The organism is Paenibacillus taichungensis, from assembly GCF_047302525.1.
GTDB lineage: Bacteria > Bacillota > Bacilli > Paenibacillales > Paenibacillaceae > Paenibacillus > Paenibacillus taichungensis_B.
This window is the reverse complement of record NZ_CP168020.1, coordinates 1950586-1965846: the sequence shown is the minus strand read 5'-3', so window position 1 is coordinate 1965846 and position 15261 is coordinate 1950586. Positions and strand designations below refer to the sequence as shown.

Genomic DNA, 15261 nt, shown 5'->3' with positions numbered 1-15261 from the left:
TTGCTCACTTCCTTTCATCAAACCTTTGGCAATTACAACTCTTGATATCAATGCAAAACCCCTCCCCTACCGGGAAGGGGTCTGAATCTTACCGCAAAGCATCTTACAGCTCATCCAGATCTGGATCGGAATGACCTATGACCTTAATTTTCGACTGCATTGGCTTGCGATGCCTGAATTTTATTCGCGATATCTGCGGCTTTGCCACCCATCAATAGCTCCTGCAATCCATTGTTGATAACCTCGACGGTTGCAGATCCTAGCTTAGAATCATACACCGGAGTAATCTTTGCTTCCTGCATTAAGTCATAGAGCTCCACAAACAATGGATGGGCTTTTGATTTGTCCAGATCAATCTTGTAGCTGACCAGCGTGCTGCTATCCAGGGTTGCCTTCTGACCGTCAGGACCTGCCAAAGCGTAGAATAGCTCCATGGCCGCATCCTTCTGGGCACCGCTTAACTTCTTGCTTACACCCAAGCCTGTCCCTACAACGCCAGATGTCGTTCGGGCCTCACCTTGGCCTCCATCTACTGCTGGTAAAATCGTAATATGTGTATTGTTCAAAATGTCTTCCGGTGCGTTGTTGACAAGGTTGGCCAATGCCCATCCGCCGTTCATCACCATCGCTGCTTTTCCCTGGAAGTACAGTTGCATCATCTGTGTTTCGTCAATACTGTTGAAGCCATCCTGAAATGCTTTGCTGTTACCGAGTTCCTGCATTTTGTCCAGCGCCTGGATGAATTGTGGGTCTGTAAAGCTGGCCCCATCCTGCGCTGTTGCTTTTAAGAACCAGTCTGTGCCGGTTACCCGGTCAGCCAGTGTACTGAAGATCGTCGATTGGGCCACCCAATTGGCCTTGTTCCCCAGTGCAATCGGTATTACTTTGTTCTCATTAAATGTAGCAATGGCCTGCTCCAGCTCAGCCCATGTTTCAGGTGCTTTCACGTTGTACTGCTTAAAAAGTGCTTCATTGTAATAAATAAAGGAAGTGGGTGCGAGATTCATCGGTACCGAGTAGATATCCCCGTCCACCGTATATCCATCCAGAGCGTTCGGAATAAAGTTGTCTTTCCATTCCGGCTTCGCGTCCAGCTCGGCATTGATCGGCTGCAACAGATCTCCTTTCACAAACTCCTTGGTCATCGCATCCGGCCACATGACGAACAGATCCGGCATTTCATCAGCCGCTGCCACCGTCCGGAGCCTTGTTTTGAGGCCATCTGTCGGCAGACCTTCATCCACGACTTCAATATCCGGGTGCGACCCACGGAAGTCTTCAATGATTTTGCGCATCGCCACCGCTTTGGCGTCCTGTCCAGTCCAGTTGTGCCAGATGGTGACGGTTACTTTATCCTTGCTGTCGCTGCCTTCTGAGCTGTCCCCACCGCCGCAACCAGCCAGAACGATGGAAAACAGCACCATTGCCAACATTCCCGAAAGCCATTTTTTCAACATCTCTATAGTCCCCCTTGGCGATTTGAATACACTTATTGTAAATGGTAACGCTATCATTCTGTAAGGTGACGATGCACGGATGCAGGGGTGAAAAATATCGGATTCCCCGTTGATCCTGCAATCTTTGCTACATACAGAAAGAGCCCTCATTATGAGAGCTCTTTCTGTATGTGGATTCGTGAACCATTCATGAACTATAAATAAATGAATAGATAAGTTCTGATTTATTTCATACTGTCTTTCACAAGTGCTGCAAAAGCTTCCGAACCTTCCTTCGTTAGATGTACGCCATCTTTTTCGAAATATTCGTCATGCCCTTCACTTGCCGTGTGCCAGTCAATGAGAGATACATTGCTATAATCGGAAGCCGCTTCGTTCAGTGCTTTATTCACGGTTCGTTCCCATGGGCGAGGGACTCGCACGGTAACCAGATAAACATGTTCTTCATCTTTCAAGTAATCCAGCACAGAATTCAGACTTTTGGAATTGAAGGAACCGTTCGTTCCAAGTTCCAATACGACCTGACTGCCCATTTGGTTATTTCTCTTCAGGCCATCCAGTACATCGGCAGCCTCCCACATCTGACGGCCGATATGACCGTCCACGTGCACGCCCGAAATGGTTTGTTCAAGATAAGGTTTGGCGTCCAAAATAACCGAATCTCCAATGACCGTATACTGAATCTTGCCGTCTTTGGCTGGAGGGGCTGTTTCCTCTTGCTCTTTGGAGGAATCTGACGTATTGACAGGATCCTCCGGTTGTTCATTACCGTTGTCTTCTGGATTTCCCGGATTGTCGGTGCTTCCTTTGGGCTTACCAACAGCGTGGTTCGAGTCGCCAGGAGTTGATCCTTTCTGCTCACCTGAAGTTGGTTCCTCAGATTTCGGAGCTTTACCTGGCTTCGTCGTTTGCTGTACTCCTTTGCCTTGTGGATCTCCAGCGTTCGCTGTTGGTTTATCGTTTTTCTGTGGTGCAGGTTGGTTGTCCGCCCCGGAAGTGCTTACTGCTGCCGGGAGAACGTCCTGCCCTTTTTCCTCCGTTACGGAATGATCTCCATTCAGCGTGGCCGACATCGATACCGAATGAGAATCGGAGTTCGCTGCGGACGTAATCATCATCTGTGACACCGTAAAACACATCAACAGTATACTCATCAGCAATCCAGCGCGCTTCCACCATACGTTGCGAATACCTGTTGTATTGCGCCCTCTTCCCCATAACCGAGACCAGGAATCACGAAATCCGTTATGACGAATTGGATTTTCAATATATTTAAGTGACAAGGAGGCCAGTGCAACCGTTGCTGCAACCTGCAAAACCATTCGTACAGGATGTGCTCCACCCGTGTCTACCGTTGGACTCGTCAGAATAATGACAGGATAGTGCCACAAATATAATCCATAGGATCGTTCCCCGATCCAGCGCAATGGCTTGGCGCCAATGAGCCGTGCCAGGAAGGATGATGGATGAGCCAATACAGCTACGAGGAATGTCGTCGCTATGGCCTGAAGTACCATTCCTCCTCGATACAATGAAGGGTCGTACTCACTGCTATTCAGCATCATGTAGATTAACCAAGCCAGCGCAGCTAAACCTAACACATCCAGGACAAGGCGATTGATGCGGGCAAGGGATGACGATAGTTTGCGACTCGGCCAAACCACGGCCAGTGCAGCGCCAGCCAGTAAGGCGAATGCTCTTGTGTCTGTTCCATAATAAACACGGCTCGGGTCCAGATCCGGATTATACATGATGGCCATTGCACCAGCAGACAATTCAGCTGCCACGACAATAAAGACGACCAGCCATCCCTTTCTTTTGAACAAAACGATTGCTGCGACCAGTAGAAGGGGCCAAACAATGTAAAACTGTTCTTCCACAGCCAGCGACCAGAAATGTCCAAAGGGTGATGGAGGACCGAAACTTTCGAAATAGGAAACGTTATGAAAGATATACCACCAATTGCTTATGTATAATACTCCCGATACAATGTCACCACGTAACGCAGCCAGTCGAGATGGATCTGTGCAAAGCAGCCAAATCATCACCACTGCAGTCATCGTGATCATGCCAGGTAACAAGCGCCTTACTCTTCGCACCCAGAAATCACCGAGCGAAATCCGGCCATGCTCCTGCCATTGTGTCAAAAGAATGTCTGTAATCAAATACCCTGATAGAACAAAGAAAATGCCTACACCGAGCAAACCGCCCGGAATAATACCTAAATTCAGATGATACCCTATAACTGCAAGCACAGCGATGGCTCGCAAACCATCCAGTCCGTTCATATGCCGCTTGCTTTTCAATGATTGTGACATGCGAGCCCCTCCTTGACAATGTGAGTCGACATCATCCATGTCTGGGGCGTTCGAGAACTCCTTGTGGTTCTGGTTGTCATTAACATACGTATTGCACCTTCCATCATTCATTTACAACATAAAGAAGACGTGTTACTTAACCATGATGTTTTATGATTACGATTTCTTTATATCTTTGTCGTTATGTCCCGTTTAGCATTATACGCCCGAAAGATTATTCACAAATTACAGTAATAGTTACAATCCAATGAAACGATGTAACCTTTCCTGCCAAGCATATATAGCTGTAAAATCATACTCTAATTTTATTGTTAAATACAGCATTTTTCATAGAATGGCTAATATTACCTTACCTTTTATTTCATATATGAGCAGATCCCTCTGAGGGTCTGGAGTGTACACTTGAGCCAATAGGAAAAGGCTGCCGACTTGCTCAGCAGCCAATAACCATTATAAACCTATCTCTTGCCGGATTGAAAGTTTTGCTCATAATTGCATCTTGGTGCCTAGGACCCTAGAGGTAAAACGGATGAACCTTCTCTTCCGCACTCCCATCGAGGATCCGATAAGAGGATCGTCCTACGTACATTGGAATCTGCAATTTGTCCAGATTAACCATTCCATTTTCCAGGAAGTATTCCGGGTCTTGATACCGCTGTAACACTTCACCTGCAATCCATTCATGATCCCCATACGTTGTGATATCGATAACCTTGCACTCGTAAGCAAAATAAGCTTCAGTTAAAAGTGGTATGTTCACTTTGATTCCTTCTTCGTATGTAATCCCGAATTTCGAGAATTTGTCTGTGTCTCTTCCACTGAAGGTTCCCGCAGCCTGAATCCACTCCGAATGATGACCCGGAAGGAAGTGTACCCCGAATACTCCACTCTGCTCAATCAATTCATAAGAGTACGTTTCCTTCCTCAGCGATATCCCATAAATTCCGGGAGACGATCCAATATAGGTATGCCAGCCTGAGGCCATCACATTCTGCATTCCCTTATGACGGGATGTCACTACCGCCACCATGCCGGGATACGAATAAAACATAGGTTCATCTATCGGTTTCCGCATCTGATCACCTCTTCGTTTTCAATTGACCCAAAGCTGTTACAGGCCGTTTTCTTATCCATTATTATACAATATAAGTAAAGGATGAAAAAGAATTACTTCCTCCATGCCCGTCTCTAATGCTCAAATTCGATAGTTATGATCATGTCGCAACGTCTTCGACCTCTGCCATTGCCTCGCCAAATACACCACTCTCTTCTTCTAATCTTTCTGCAATTTCAATGATTTTGTCGATGACATCCTTCTCTTGATTCGCTACCATTTCACTCGCAATCTGAGCAAGTTTCTCATGTTGCCCAACGCAAATGGAACGACTGGCATACTCAAACATCGGAATGTCATTCGCATCATTTCCAAAAGCAATGTAATCATGGGGAGAGACCCCAAGTGCTTGCAAGCCTGTCCATTTATTCACACCCTTAGGACTAATATCAATGATATTCTCTGTTCCATGCATGTAGGTCACCACAGGAAGGTTGTGCAATGCCTCCAGCATCTCCTGGTGATTGCGGCTGCTTAAGACCACTACCTTCACAATCTCGGTTAATTCCTCCAGCTGCACGTTCTTCGCTCTGCACTCGGGGTCCAGATTTCTTCGAATGGGATGCTCCGGGTTGCCTGAATAACAGTAATCCCATTGACAATCAATTAGATACTCTGCTTCATGCTGCTTCAATAACGCCAGTATATGGTCAGCAATGGATGCTTCCAAATAAACTGTGGAAATCTCAAGTCCACTGCGATACACAAACCCTCCATTCCCCCCTACCAGCGGAGATTGTTGCATATGGACGGGCAGTATAGGCAATAAATCACGGATCGGTCGTGCAGATGCAAAAATAAGTTCATGACCTTTCTCCACAAGAAAGTCCAATGTCTGAACCATTTCTCTGGTTAACGGTTTCCCCTGAAAACAGATTGTTCCATCCAGATCAAACACAAACTTCATCGTCATTCCCCCTCGTTTTTCTAATCATATCAAGTTCATATATAATGAAAAGGACCGATGTCCATTCGAGGTAAAAAAAATGAAAATGTACAGGGGATACGAAAAAATACAACCTTATATGTCCCTTTTTAATTTGGAACAAATCTTTGCTGACGCTACTTCGCTTCCCATTCAGCTTCGGGAGTATGATTCAGATGAATATGTTCTTACGGAAGGCGATGAGCTGGATGGGCTTTATTTCCAAGTGAAAGGTCTGACCAGAGTCTCCTCAAGTGTCGAGACTGGCAAGTCTCTTTTGCTGCGTTTCTGCCACCCTTTATCCATCTTTGGTGATATTGAATTGATTCAGAAGGTGGTTGTACAGTCACAGGTGCAGGCTGTGCAGCCCTCCAAATTCTTGTTTATAGACATACAAACCGTTGAACGAAACTTAATGCAGGAGTATCGTTTTTTGAATGAACTTCTTAAACATCTGTCCTATAAACTGCAGACATGTACAGCGGCATCCCGAATCAACTCACTTTCCTCCGTTGAAGAACGGTTCGCTATCTATTTGATGTCTACTCGTCTGCCCAAAGAGTTTGGCAAGGAAATTAGCACGCCTCACATTCCGGAAATAGCATCCGTGATCGGTACAACGCCACGACACTTAAATCGCCTCATTCAGAAACTGTCCGATCTGGAAATCCTGTGCAAAAAAAGAAAAGGTTTTGTTGTGCTCGATTGGGAGCGGGTGGATGAACTATCAAATGGATTGCGTTATGACTAGCTTTCATAGTAATCTTGATTAAACACAACTGAGAAATGGGGAATAGCAGTGATTGAAAAAGCAACGTTTGCCGGGGGATGTTTCTGGTGTATGGTAAGTCCTTTTGAAGAGCAGCCCGGCATTCACGGGATTATATCCGGATACATGGGTGGAACCGTAGAAAACCCTACATATGAGCAAGTATTGACCGGGGAAACGGGGCATTTGGAAGTTGTGCAAATCTCGTTTGATCCAGCCATTTTCCCATATGAGAAATTGCTTGAGCTGTACTGGCCGCAGATCGATCCAACAGATGCCACGGGTCAGGGTAATGATCGCAAGAGCCAATATCGGGCCGCCATTCTGTATCACAATGAAGAGCAACGCCAATTGGCCTTGAAATCACGAGAGGAACTCGGCAAAACAGGCCGATTCGATAAACCTGTCGTTACTGCCATTGAGGAAGCCTCCGTATTTTATCCGGCGGAAGAATATCATCAAAATTTCCATCGCAAAGATCCAAAATATTATAAAGAATCCCGGATTTATTCCGGACGCGACGAAATTATCAAGAAATATTGGAGTTAATCTCTTTAAATAATAAAGCGGCCACATGGGCCGCTTTTTTTGTGCATCCTTTTTATAGTACACCGACTAAGGTCTTCAACTCCCCGATGCTATCAATAACCCGATCCGCCTGAGCTAATTCATCGGCTTGAGCAAAGTCAAAATTACATCCAATGGAGATTAAATCATTATCCTTCGCAGCTTTAATGTCAGACAATCGATCCCCGATTACCATCCCTTGAGTGATCTTATATTTCTCCACGATGGAGCGTACGAGATCAGACTTATTTTGTGATGAAATCTGCTGTATGCTGAATGTTTCCGTTACCCACTCATTCAAATGATAATAGTTTACGATGGCATTCAAGTATTCGATTTGTCCATTACTCGCTATGTATATCGGTATACTCTTCTCTTTGCAGTATTGAAAGAACTCTTCTACGTACGGGTACAGCGCACCATGGCCTGCCTCGATATTCGCGATCAACTTCTCATGAAACCATTCATTTGCTTGTTGTCTAATCTGGTCCGAGTATCCGGGCAACAAATTCTCCCAGACGACGGGTAGAGGAACTCCACCTATCATTTTACAACCCTTCCAGATTACACGACTGAAATCACCCCTTATCCCAAGTAAGGTTATGAACTGCCTCTCATTCGTCCATACTATTACCTACGAATAAACCGTCATCACGAATGGCAGGGGAGGAAGCACCATGAACCGGAAAAACCCGCATCAAATTAATCAACCTGCAGCAGAACTACCCGTTCCGCTTGAATTCGATCGCAGCTGGATCACCCAACTGGAGTCCAGACTCGATAAAGGCGGCCCTTGGGGCGATTACAGACTCTTTCAACTTGGCATTCAAGCCGAAGAGACGAATCTGATTCCCAACTTTGATGAAATCCAATGTCTGAAGCATTTACAGGGACTCACCCCCCTTCCTCACCAGATGGATACTGCACGCAGAGTACTGTTTGAAATGTCAGGCCGTGCCATTCTCGCCGATGAGGTGGGACTTGGCAAAACGATTGAGGCTGGCTTGATTTTGAAAGAATATATGGTCCGTGGACTCGTATCCAAAGTCCTGATTCTCGTGCCTGCGTCCCTTGTACTGCAATGGGTCCGGGAGCTGAATTCCAAATTTGGTATCCCTGCGATTGCACAGAAAAAGGCGTATTCCTGGCAAAACGAAATCGTGGTTGCCTCGATGGATACAGCCAAACGTGACCCGCATAAGGATATGCTGCTGAATACGGATTACGACATGATTATTATCGACGAGGCTCATAAACTCAAAAATAAAAAAACAACCAACTATCAATTCATGCTGAAATTGCGGAAAAAGTACTGCCTGCTGCTTACGGCTACACCGGTGCAGAATGACATGAGCGAGCTGTTCAACCTCATTAACCTGCTCAAGCCGGGACAGCTTGGTCGTCAGGGTGATTTTGCAGCCAACTTTGTCGTCGACAAACGCATCCCGAAAAATCAGGAGCAGCTCAAGGATGAGTTATCCAAAGTCATGATCCGTAACCGTCGCGGTGAAGGGCCTGTTCAATTCACCAAACGGAATGTGTCCAATGTGAATTTGCAGCTTTCGCCCGAAGAACAGGCCCTTTACGATGGGGTGACTTCCTTTGTGAAGGATCAATACCAGGAAGCGGGCGGCAACCTGAGCAGCATGCTTTCCCTAGTCACGTTGCAGCGAGAAGTATGCAGCAGCCGGGATGCCGTGTTTGTGACGTTGGTCAATCTGTCGAAGAAACTTCCACTGGACTCTCCACTGCGGGATAAGATTTGGGAGCTCGTTGCTCATATTAAAGCGATCAAGGAAAATACCAAAGCGGAAAAAACGATGGAACTCGTTCGTGACATGAATGAGAAGGTTATTATTTTCACCGAATACCGTGCCACGCAGGAGTACTTGCTCAATTATTTTCGCAACAACGGCCTGACCGCGGTTCCCTACCGTGGCGGTATGAACCGAGGTAAAAAAGACTGGATGATGGATCTCTTCCGCGGCCGCGTGCAGGCAATGATTGCAACCGAAGCGGGCGGTGAGGGCATCAACCTGCAATTTTGCCATCACATGATCAACTTCGACCTGCCCTGGAATCCCATGCGTGTCGAGCAGCGGATCGGTCGCGTACACCGACTAGGACAGCAACATGATGTGAACATCTACAACCTTTCGACGACAGGTACAATCGAGGAGCATATTCTGAATCTGCTTCATGAAAAGATTAATATGTTCGAGATGGTCATTGGTGGATTGGACGTCATTCTGGAACGGCTGGAGAAGAAGGAATCGATCGAAAAGAGTTTGTATAAAATCATGCTTGAATCACAAAACGAAGAGGATATCCGCCGGAAAATGGACTCGCTTGGACAATCGCTGAACTCCATTCAGCGCGAAGTCGCAGATGAGGCACCAGCCGTATCTGGGCTTGACATTCGTAAAGGAGGCCTCTGATCATGACCATGTCACCCCATGAAGTGCAGGCGTATGTGCTCACTTACCTGGAAACACTCGATTGTCAGATTATGGAGCGTTCTCCTGCCCATGTTACGGTAAAGCTTTCACCTGAAGCCGACAAGGCGTTAACCAACCGTCCGTATTATTGGGGATTTGTGGAGCGAACCGGGGCACCTGCGGAGACAATGTCCTTTACATTCGTCTTTGATCCGGATGCCCATCAGCAAGCGTTGGAAGCTGAGGAAGCAAAAGCAGCAAAGTTAGCTCCTCCAGCCTCACCAGGTGCCGGTCCCGGTACCCCCGAAGCTCCCAAAGAGACTATTCTAGGTCGGTACTTCGGTATTGTCCCTTCTCTGCCTCAGCTGGGACCCGGACGAATTTTGAAAGAAGATGTTGTATATGGTAGCCGCAGATTGCAGCAGATCTTCAATGCAGCGCGTGAAGGCGGCGCATTCGTGAACCTGTTCGAACAGGCTGCAAAAAGGCAATTGCGAGCTACCGCACCAGCAGTATATGAGCCATGGCTTGGTGTGTGTTTTAAAGTGGAATTCGCCTGTGATCTGAAAAAAGAGGAACTTCATTTTATCGGTATCTCCCTCAGAACAGGGGAAATTGTCGAGAAGTTCGGCTCGAAACTGAACAGGCGTGACCTTAGCCCAAGGCTGGCTGAGAATATGCACGTACAGACCGCCAAAGTATCGCTAGCCGATGCCGGGGCAGCTCTGGAATCGCATTTGACAAACCGCTTGCTGGAACTCGATTATAGCTGGGCAGAGAAAGCCAAAGAACGGCTTGATCTGGAACTTGCTGTTGTGGATACGTACTATGAAGCAGTTCTTAGAGAGGATACCCCTGAGGTTGACGTAGATACAACCTCTGCCTCCGGCACAGACAGGGTTTCTAATGATCAGGATCAGGCAGGGGCTGGGCCTTCTGCCCATATTCATACTTCTCGCTCCGGCTCTACTCGTATCCAGAAAGCACATCTACAGCCCGTCGAACCAACTGGCGTGATGATTGGATCAGATGTCGAACTCGCGGCTGAAGCTGCTGTTCAGGCAGAACCAGAAACGGACCCGGAACAGGATAAAGTCCGCCAAGCGGTCATGGATCGGGAAGCTATGAAGCTGCAATACGAAACACGCCGTACCGAGATGATCTGGCAATATGAGCCCAAAGTGAAGGTGACCGCGATTAGCAGCGGCATGTTTCATTTAAGATAGACGACGAAGACACTACTTTTCTCGCAAATGACGGCAAAAGTAGTGTTTTTTCATGAGTGGCAGCCCGACAGGTTGCAGCAACCTTTGCACAACCTGTCCTCTAAAATGGAACTAGAAACGATCACGCAGCGAAAATGGAGTCCGTTTTGTCATGATATGTACCCCAGAAAAGTAGGTGTTAGCATGAAACGACCCTTCCACAAGGGATGGAACGTGATTCGCCGAATAACCGGAATTGTAATGTGCCTTCTATGTGTAATCACCCTGCTCCCCTTACTGCAAGCTGAAGGTGCTGGAATTCAAAATGCATTTAGGTCCATACTACCCTCTACATTGGCCAAAAGTACGGCGGAACTTCATTCCGACACACTGGCTCCTGATGCAGTACAACAATTTGCTCGCGAGCAAGCCATCATTCTAAGTACTGAACATGAAGGGAACCATTGGGATCATGCTCAATTGGATTTTTATCCCCTCGGTCCAGGCACACGCAGTTGGCTGGTATACGCTAATGTTGGAGAGTCACCCGTTGGCTATATGATTATTTCAGCTAACGACCAAAGACAATTTCAACTTAGCGAGTACGGCCAGGGAGAACAACGACCGTATAACATTTCCTTGTTGGATCAAGCTCTGGATCGACAGCAACTCAACTTGAAGAAGATGATTAATGACGGAGGAGGGCTTCAATTACGTTATGCGCCTCCCCTGCTCGCTTATTGGAAAGTGGAAAGGCCTAATGATGATGCAATCTATATTGACGCAACCAATGGCGATACCTTGCCAACGGGTATTTTGAATGCACTGGATTCGGACTCACGGCAGGCTACGAAACGAATGAAGTTCATTAGGTCAATATCTGTACAAGCTGTCGTGATGACGCCCGAAGATTCACCACAAGTCTCCTCGTTGTCCGTTGACTCCATGGATCTGCAACCTCTGTTTGATCCCGCGGACAATCTGTTATGGATCACGTCAAAAGCACTTTCGATCAGCGGCGTGAAGACATTGAATCAGCAATGGAAAGAACATAAAAAGATCGTTTTCTCTGCGGATCAGCAAAATGTCTTGTATGGCGGGCCTCTGCCTGTCACTGGTTATCACATCTGGCGTGACGACCGTGGTACAGTTCAAAATCAGTATGTAGCTATTGGCGGGAATACTTCGGTAAGACGATATGTACCTCTTCAGACCTTGCTGCGGGACGGGCATTTCTATGCCGTGAAACCGTGACCGATCCTCACAACAAATAAGACGCCTTCCTCTGGTTCTTCATAGGAATGCGTCTTTTTCTTTGGAAGAAGCTACTACCTACGTTGGTTCTTGATTTACCCTTTACCCGAAGAGCTTCGTTTCTGTACTTCCCCCTGCGAATTCATCGCTTTTTCCTTTTTCCCAACCCATAGAGATACGGCAAAAGGAATCATTCCAAACCACTTCATTGTCCACGGCTCTTTGGCTTTGGTGCGTCCTTTACGCTCATCCTTCGGAGTGTCGATATAATGAACGACTCGCTCTGTAATGTATTTCACCAACTCATCACTTTTGGCCATAACCTCTGCCTCCCTTAGCTCCGGCAAAGCCGGGGCTTATGTTATCTCTATTGTGTGCAGAAGCGATCCTCAATAAACATTTTTTTGCTGCAAGGAGTATGAAAAACAGAAGAATGCACAGTCTAATGCCAAAGGTATCCATCCACTCACTTATTGCATAAGATGCCTATTTCAAGAAGGAGCGTGTATTCTCATGTATAAGCTGCTGGCCGCATCGATGGCATTGCTAATCAGCATCAGTTCCATTCCTCTAACCTCCCATGCCAGCGCGGCGACATTCGCCCTGACAGACCTGCCTACATTGCATTCACAACGATCGCCCATAAGCCCATCCATGCTGCCGGTAACCGATGGAGATGCCTATCACTCCACTCATCATGCGTTTGCAGCACCTGTCATCCTTCTGGACGTTGGTCACGGCGGCATTGACGGTGGAACAACAGACCATGGAATACTGGAAAAGGACATCAACCTAGCCATTAGCCAAAAGGTGTATCTCCTGCTTCGCAGCAAGGGTTATTCAGTCATAATTAACCGACTCGGCGACTATGCGCTGAGTGACGAGAATCGCTGGTTAAACAGTCGCTCACGTCATCGCAGAGATTTGGCTCAACGCAAAAGCCTTAGCGAAGAGGTCAGTACCGACATCGTCGTCAGTATCCATGCCAACTGGAGTCCAAGATCCTCTGCACGAGGCCCGGTTGTTTTACATCAGAACGAAGGACGAAGCTACATGCTCGCAAGTTCCATTCAGAATCAGCTTAATCAATTGTACGAGACGGAGCGCGATGTTGTATGGGGCAAGCCCTTTTACCTGTTAAATCATGTGAAGCAACCCGCTGTAATTGTTGAAACCGGATTTCTGAGCAATGCACACGATCGCGCAATGATCAGCGACCCGGGCGAACAGAAACGGATTGCACAGTCCATTGCTAATGGCATTATTTATTATCTGTCGGCAGTTTAGGTTCAGCTTGCCAATGCCACACATCTCGGACCAGATCGCTAATACCGACGAACTCAATCTGACCTTTGAGCCGAGATACGGATTCATGGACGACAGCAGAGGTATTTAATCCGGTATGGCCAACATGACCGATCACTACACACACATCTTTGTCGAGAGCACGTTGGGCTGCCAAATCCATTTGTTTGCGTATTTGTTGTTTGGAATTGTGGTCATCTAGAAAAATATCGTTGCCGACTGGTGGCATGTTTTTGGTGATGGCCAATTCCCCTACCACAGAGCGAAAATTGGTACGACTATCCACAAAAAACAACCCACGCTCTCGACATACATCCAATACAATGGACATGATGCGTTTATCAGACGTAATTTTGGAACCCATGTGGTTATTCATGCCGACGGCATAAGGAACTTCATCTATGGCTTTCTCGACTCGCTCACGCACTTCCTCATCCGTCAGATTGGAAGTGATCGCTCCTGGACCGAGCCATTCTGGTCTGCCCTTTTTGGGCTCCATTGGCATGTGAACAATTACATCCATTCCTTTTTCATGTGCCGCAATCGCATCTTTCTTCGTCGTTGGCAAAAATGGCATCACGGCCAACGTGAGCTTAACCGGGGTCGCCAAAATTTCAGATGTACCTTTCATGTCATTCCCTGCGTCATCAATGATGATCGCCATTCGTTTATGCCGCGATTTGTCTGCCGGAGTTTGTGATAACTGACCCGAAGTTGAACCAGGCACTTGTGTTGAGGTTTGCTCCGTTAAAATTTGCTCGGGCGTCTGCCCTGAAGTAATCTGTGGTTCCGCACTGCTGACAGAGAGGCCTACACCGTAAACCATGAATATCGTACCTGTGAGTACCACTGACATTTTAAATTTCCAGGTGCAGGACCACCCTTTTCGTCCGGCCTTATTCATCCATCGTTCCCTCCTTTGTTCTGTCCCATCATTATTTGAACAATGAAGGGGGAATATGTAGACAAAAAAAGCCTGTTCATTCCAATGGAGCGCTTGAGGCCGCAGTGTTGGATTGACTTAAGCGATATTGGCGCGGAGCCTGACCTGTCAGTTGATGAAAAAGGCGGGAGAAGTAATGAACTGAGCTAAAGTGATATTTTTCAGCAATTTGAGTGATATTTAATGTCGTGTGAAGCAAATCGTACTTCGCCCGTCCAATACGAAAGTGATTCATATACTGGATGGGAGAGTATCCAGTAGATCTCCTGAACAGCTCAAAAAAATGTCCACGGCTCATATTGAGACTTTTGTAATAGCTATCCAGTGGCTTGGGCGCTCCGTGAAGTAAGTCCTGCTCTATAATTTTAAGCATATGAGATATCCGGCAATCAGGGGTTACATAGTCATTTCCCATGCAACAGTTCAGAAAATAGTCGATAAACGTCTGGAAATTACGCTGAATCATCAAGCTCCACATAAAAGTCTGCTCATTGGTATATGACCCGCTTTTATAAAAATCCTGGAAAAGATCCTGCCAAATCTGCAGAGATTCCACCTTTGATATTTCTTTAAGCGCATATGGAAAAGTCGGGCCCACAAAGGCTTGTTGTAACACCTGCGGCGGATAACAGACCGGACAGGCCGTATCAAATACATCTTTTCGCTCCACATAATGCCAATCAAAATAACAACACAGGTGGACCATAGGGTTATCCGAATCAGCCACCCATTCATGCAGTTGCCCTGCTGGAATATAGATCAGCGAACCGGGACCAAGTCTGCTGCTCTTTCCATTTGTACTTAATACCCCATAGCCTTCGCTGATCAAGTAAATGGAGCTGGTATAACAAATTCGCGGAGAACTCGACTGTCCCTTCGCAAAAGGGTATCGGGTCGCCAAGTATACATAGGGATGCAAGGAAGCAAAATTCATTGGAAGTTTCCTTTCGAGTCAAGTTTGTCTCG

At 46.8% G+C, this 15261-nt stretch carries 13 protein-coding genes and 1 pseudogene; 6 read left to right on the top strand and 8 right to left on the bottom strand.

Features of this window, described 5'->3' with window-relative positions; translation table 11 throughout:
* Window positions 1-143: 143 nt before the first annotated feature.
* The 4 genes from ACDJ58_RS09140 to ACDJ58_RS09125 all read right to left on the bottom strand — a co-directional run bounded on the left by ACDJ58_RS09140 (window position 144) and on the right by ACDJ58_RS09125 (window position 5796).
* Window positions 144-1457 (bottom strand): extracellular solute-binding protein, encoded by a 1314-nt coding sequence (locus ACDJ58_RS09140; protein WP_413377252.1) that lies wholly within the window; start codon window positions 1455-1457, stop codon window positions 144-146.
* Window positions 1458-1681: 224 nt separating this feature from the next.
* A complete protein-coding gene (locus tag ACDJ58_RS09135) occupies window positions 1682-3775 on the bottom strand; it encodes an acyltransferase family protein (protein ID WP_413377250.1) in 2094 nt (697 codons plus the stop codon).
* A gap of 514 nt (window positions 3776-4289) precedes the next feature.
* Complete coding sequence (locus ACDJ58_RS09130) at window positions 4290-4850, bottom strand: flavin reductase family protein (protein WP_413377248.1); 561 nt, start codon at window positions 4848-4850, stop codon at window positions 4290-4292.
* Window positions 4851-4989: 139 nt separating this feature from the next.
* On the bottom strand, window positions 4990-5796 hold the full coding sequence (locus ACDJ58_RS09125; RefSeq protein WP_413377246.1) for an HAD hydrolase family protein: 807 nt from the start codon (window positions 5794-5796) through the stop codon (window positions 4990-4992).
* Window positions 5797-5875: 79 nt separating this feature from the next.
* Between ACDJ58_RS09125 and ACDJ58_RS09120 the strand changes: the two genes are divergently transcribed.
* A complete protein-coding gene (locus ACDJ58_RS09120) occupies window positions 5876-6565 on the top strand; it encodes a Crp/Fnr family transcriptional regulator (RefSeq protein ID WP_413377244.1) in 690 nt (229 codons plus the stop codon).
* 51 nt (window positions 6566-6616) lie between these two features.
* Window positions 6617-7132: a peptide-methionine (S)-S-oxide reductase MsrA gene (gene msrA, locus ACDJ58_RS09115; RefSeq protein ID WP_024629294.1), complete on the top strand. Its 516-nt coding sequence runs from the start codon at window positions 6617-6619 to the stop codon at window positions 7130-7132.
* A gap of 52 nt (window positions 7133-7184) precedes the next feature.
* Here msrA and ACDJ58_RS09110 read toward each other — a convergent pair.
* Window positions 7185-7694, bottom strand: a pseudogene (locus ACDJ58_RS09110) (HAD family hydrolase); the annotation flags it as partial.
* 133 nt (window positions 7695-7827) lie between these two features.
* Between ACDJ58_RS09110 and ACDJ58_RS09105 the strand changes: the two are divergent.
* The 3 genes from ACDJ58_RS09105 (at window position 7828) to ACDJ58_RS09095 (ending at window position 12047) form a co-directional block, all read left to right on the top strand.
* Entirely contained in the window at window positions 7828-9588 is a 1761-nt protein-coding gene (locus ACDJ58_RS09105) for a DEAD/DEAH box helicase (RefSeq protein ID WP_063564756.1), read from the top strand.
* Between the two features lie 2 nt (window positions 9589-9590).
* Entirely contained in the window at window positions 9591-10814 is a 1224-nt protein-coding gene (locus ACDJ58_RS09100) for a YqhG family protein (protein WP_413377242.1), read from the top strand.
* A 183-nt stretch (window positions 10815-10997) separates the two neighbouring features.
* Complete coding sequence (locus ACDJ58_RS09095) at window positions 10998-12047, top strand: hypothetical protein (RefSeq protein WP_413377240.1); 1050 nt, start codon at window positions 10998-11000, stop codon at window positions 12045-12047.
* 95 nt (window positions 12048-12142) lie between these two features.
* On the opposite strand, the gene ACDJ58_RS09090 is transcribed toward ACDJ58_RS09095, so the two are convergent.
* Window positions 12143-12367: a YqzE family protein gene (locus ACDJ58_RS09090; RefSeq protein WP_413377238.1), complete on the bottom strand. Its 225-nt coding sequence runs from the start codon at window positions 12365-12367 to the stop codon at window positions 12143-12145.
* Window positions 12368-12560: 193 nt separating this feature from the next.
* Here ACDJ58_RS09090 and ACDJ58_RS09085 point away from each other — a divergent pair, with 193 nt between their 5' ends.
* On the top strand, window positions 12561-13334 hold the full coding sequence (locus tag ACDJ58_RS09085; protein WP_413377236.1) for an N-acetylmuramoyl-L-alanine amidase family protein: 774 nt from the start codon (window positions 12561-12563) through the stop codon (window positions 13332-13334).
* Here the strand turns inward: ACDJ58_RS09085 and ACDJ58_RS09080 are convergent.
* Both ACDJ58_RS09080 and ACDJ58_RS09075 read right to left on the bottom strand, forming a co-directional pair.
* Complete coding sequence (locus ACDJ58_RS09080; RefSeq protein WP_413377234.1) at window positions 13309-14256, bottom strand: divergent polysaccharide deacetylase family protein; 948 nt, start codon at window positions 14254-14256, stop codon at window positions 13309-13311. The genes ACDJ58_RS09085 and ACDJ58_RS09080 overlap by 26 nt on opposite strands.
* 76 nt (window positions 14257-14332) lie before the next feature.
* Complete coding sequence (locus tag ACDJ58_RS09075) at window positions 14333-15229, bottom strand: AraC family transcriptional regulator (protein ID WP_413377232.1); 897 nt, start codon at window positions 15227-15229, stop codon at window positions 14333-14335.
* Between the last annotated feature and the right edge of the window lie 32 nt (window positions 15230-15261).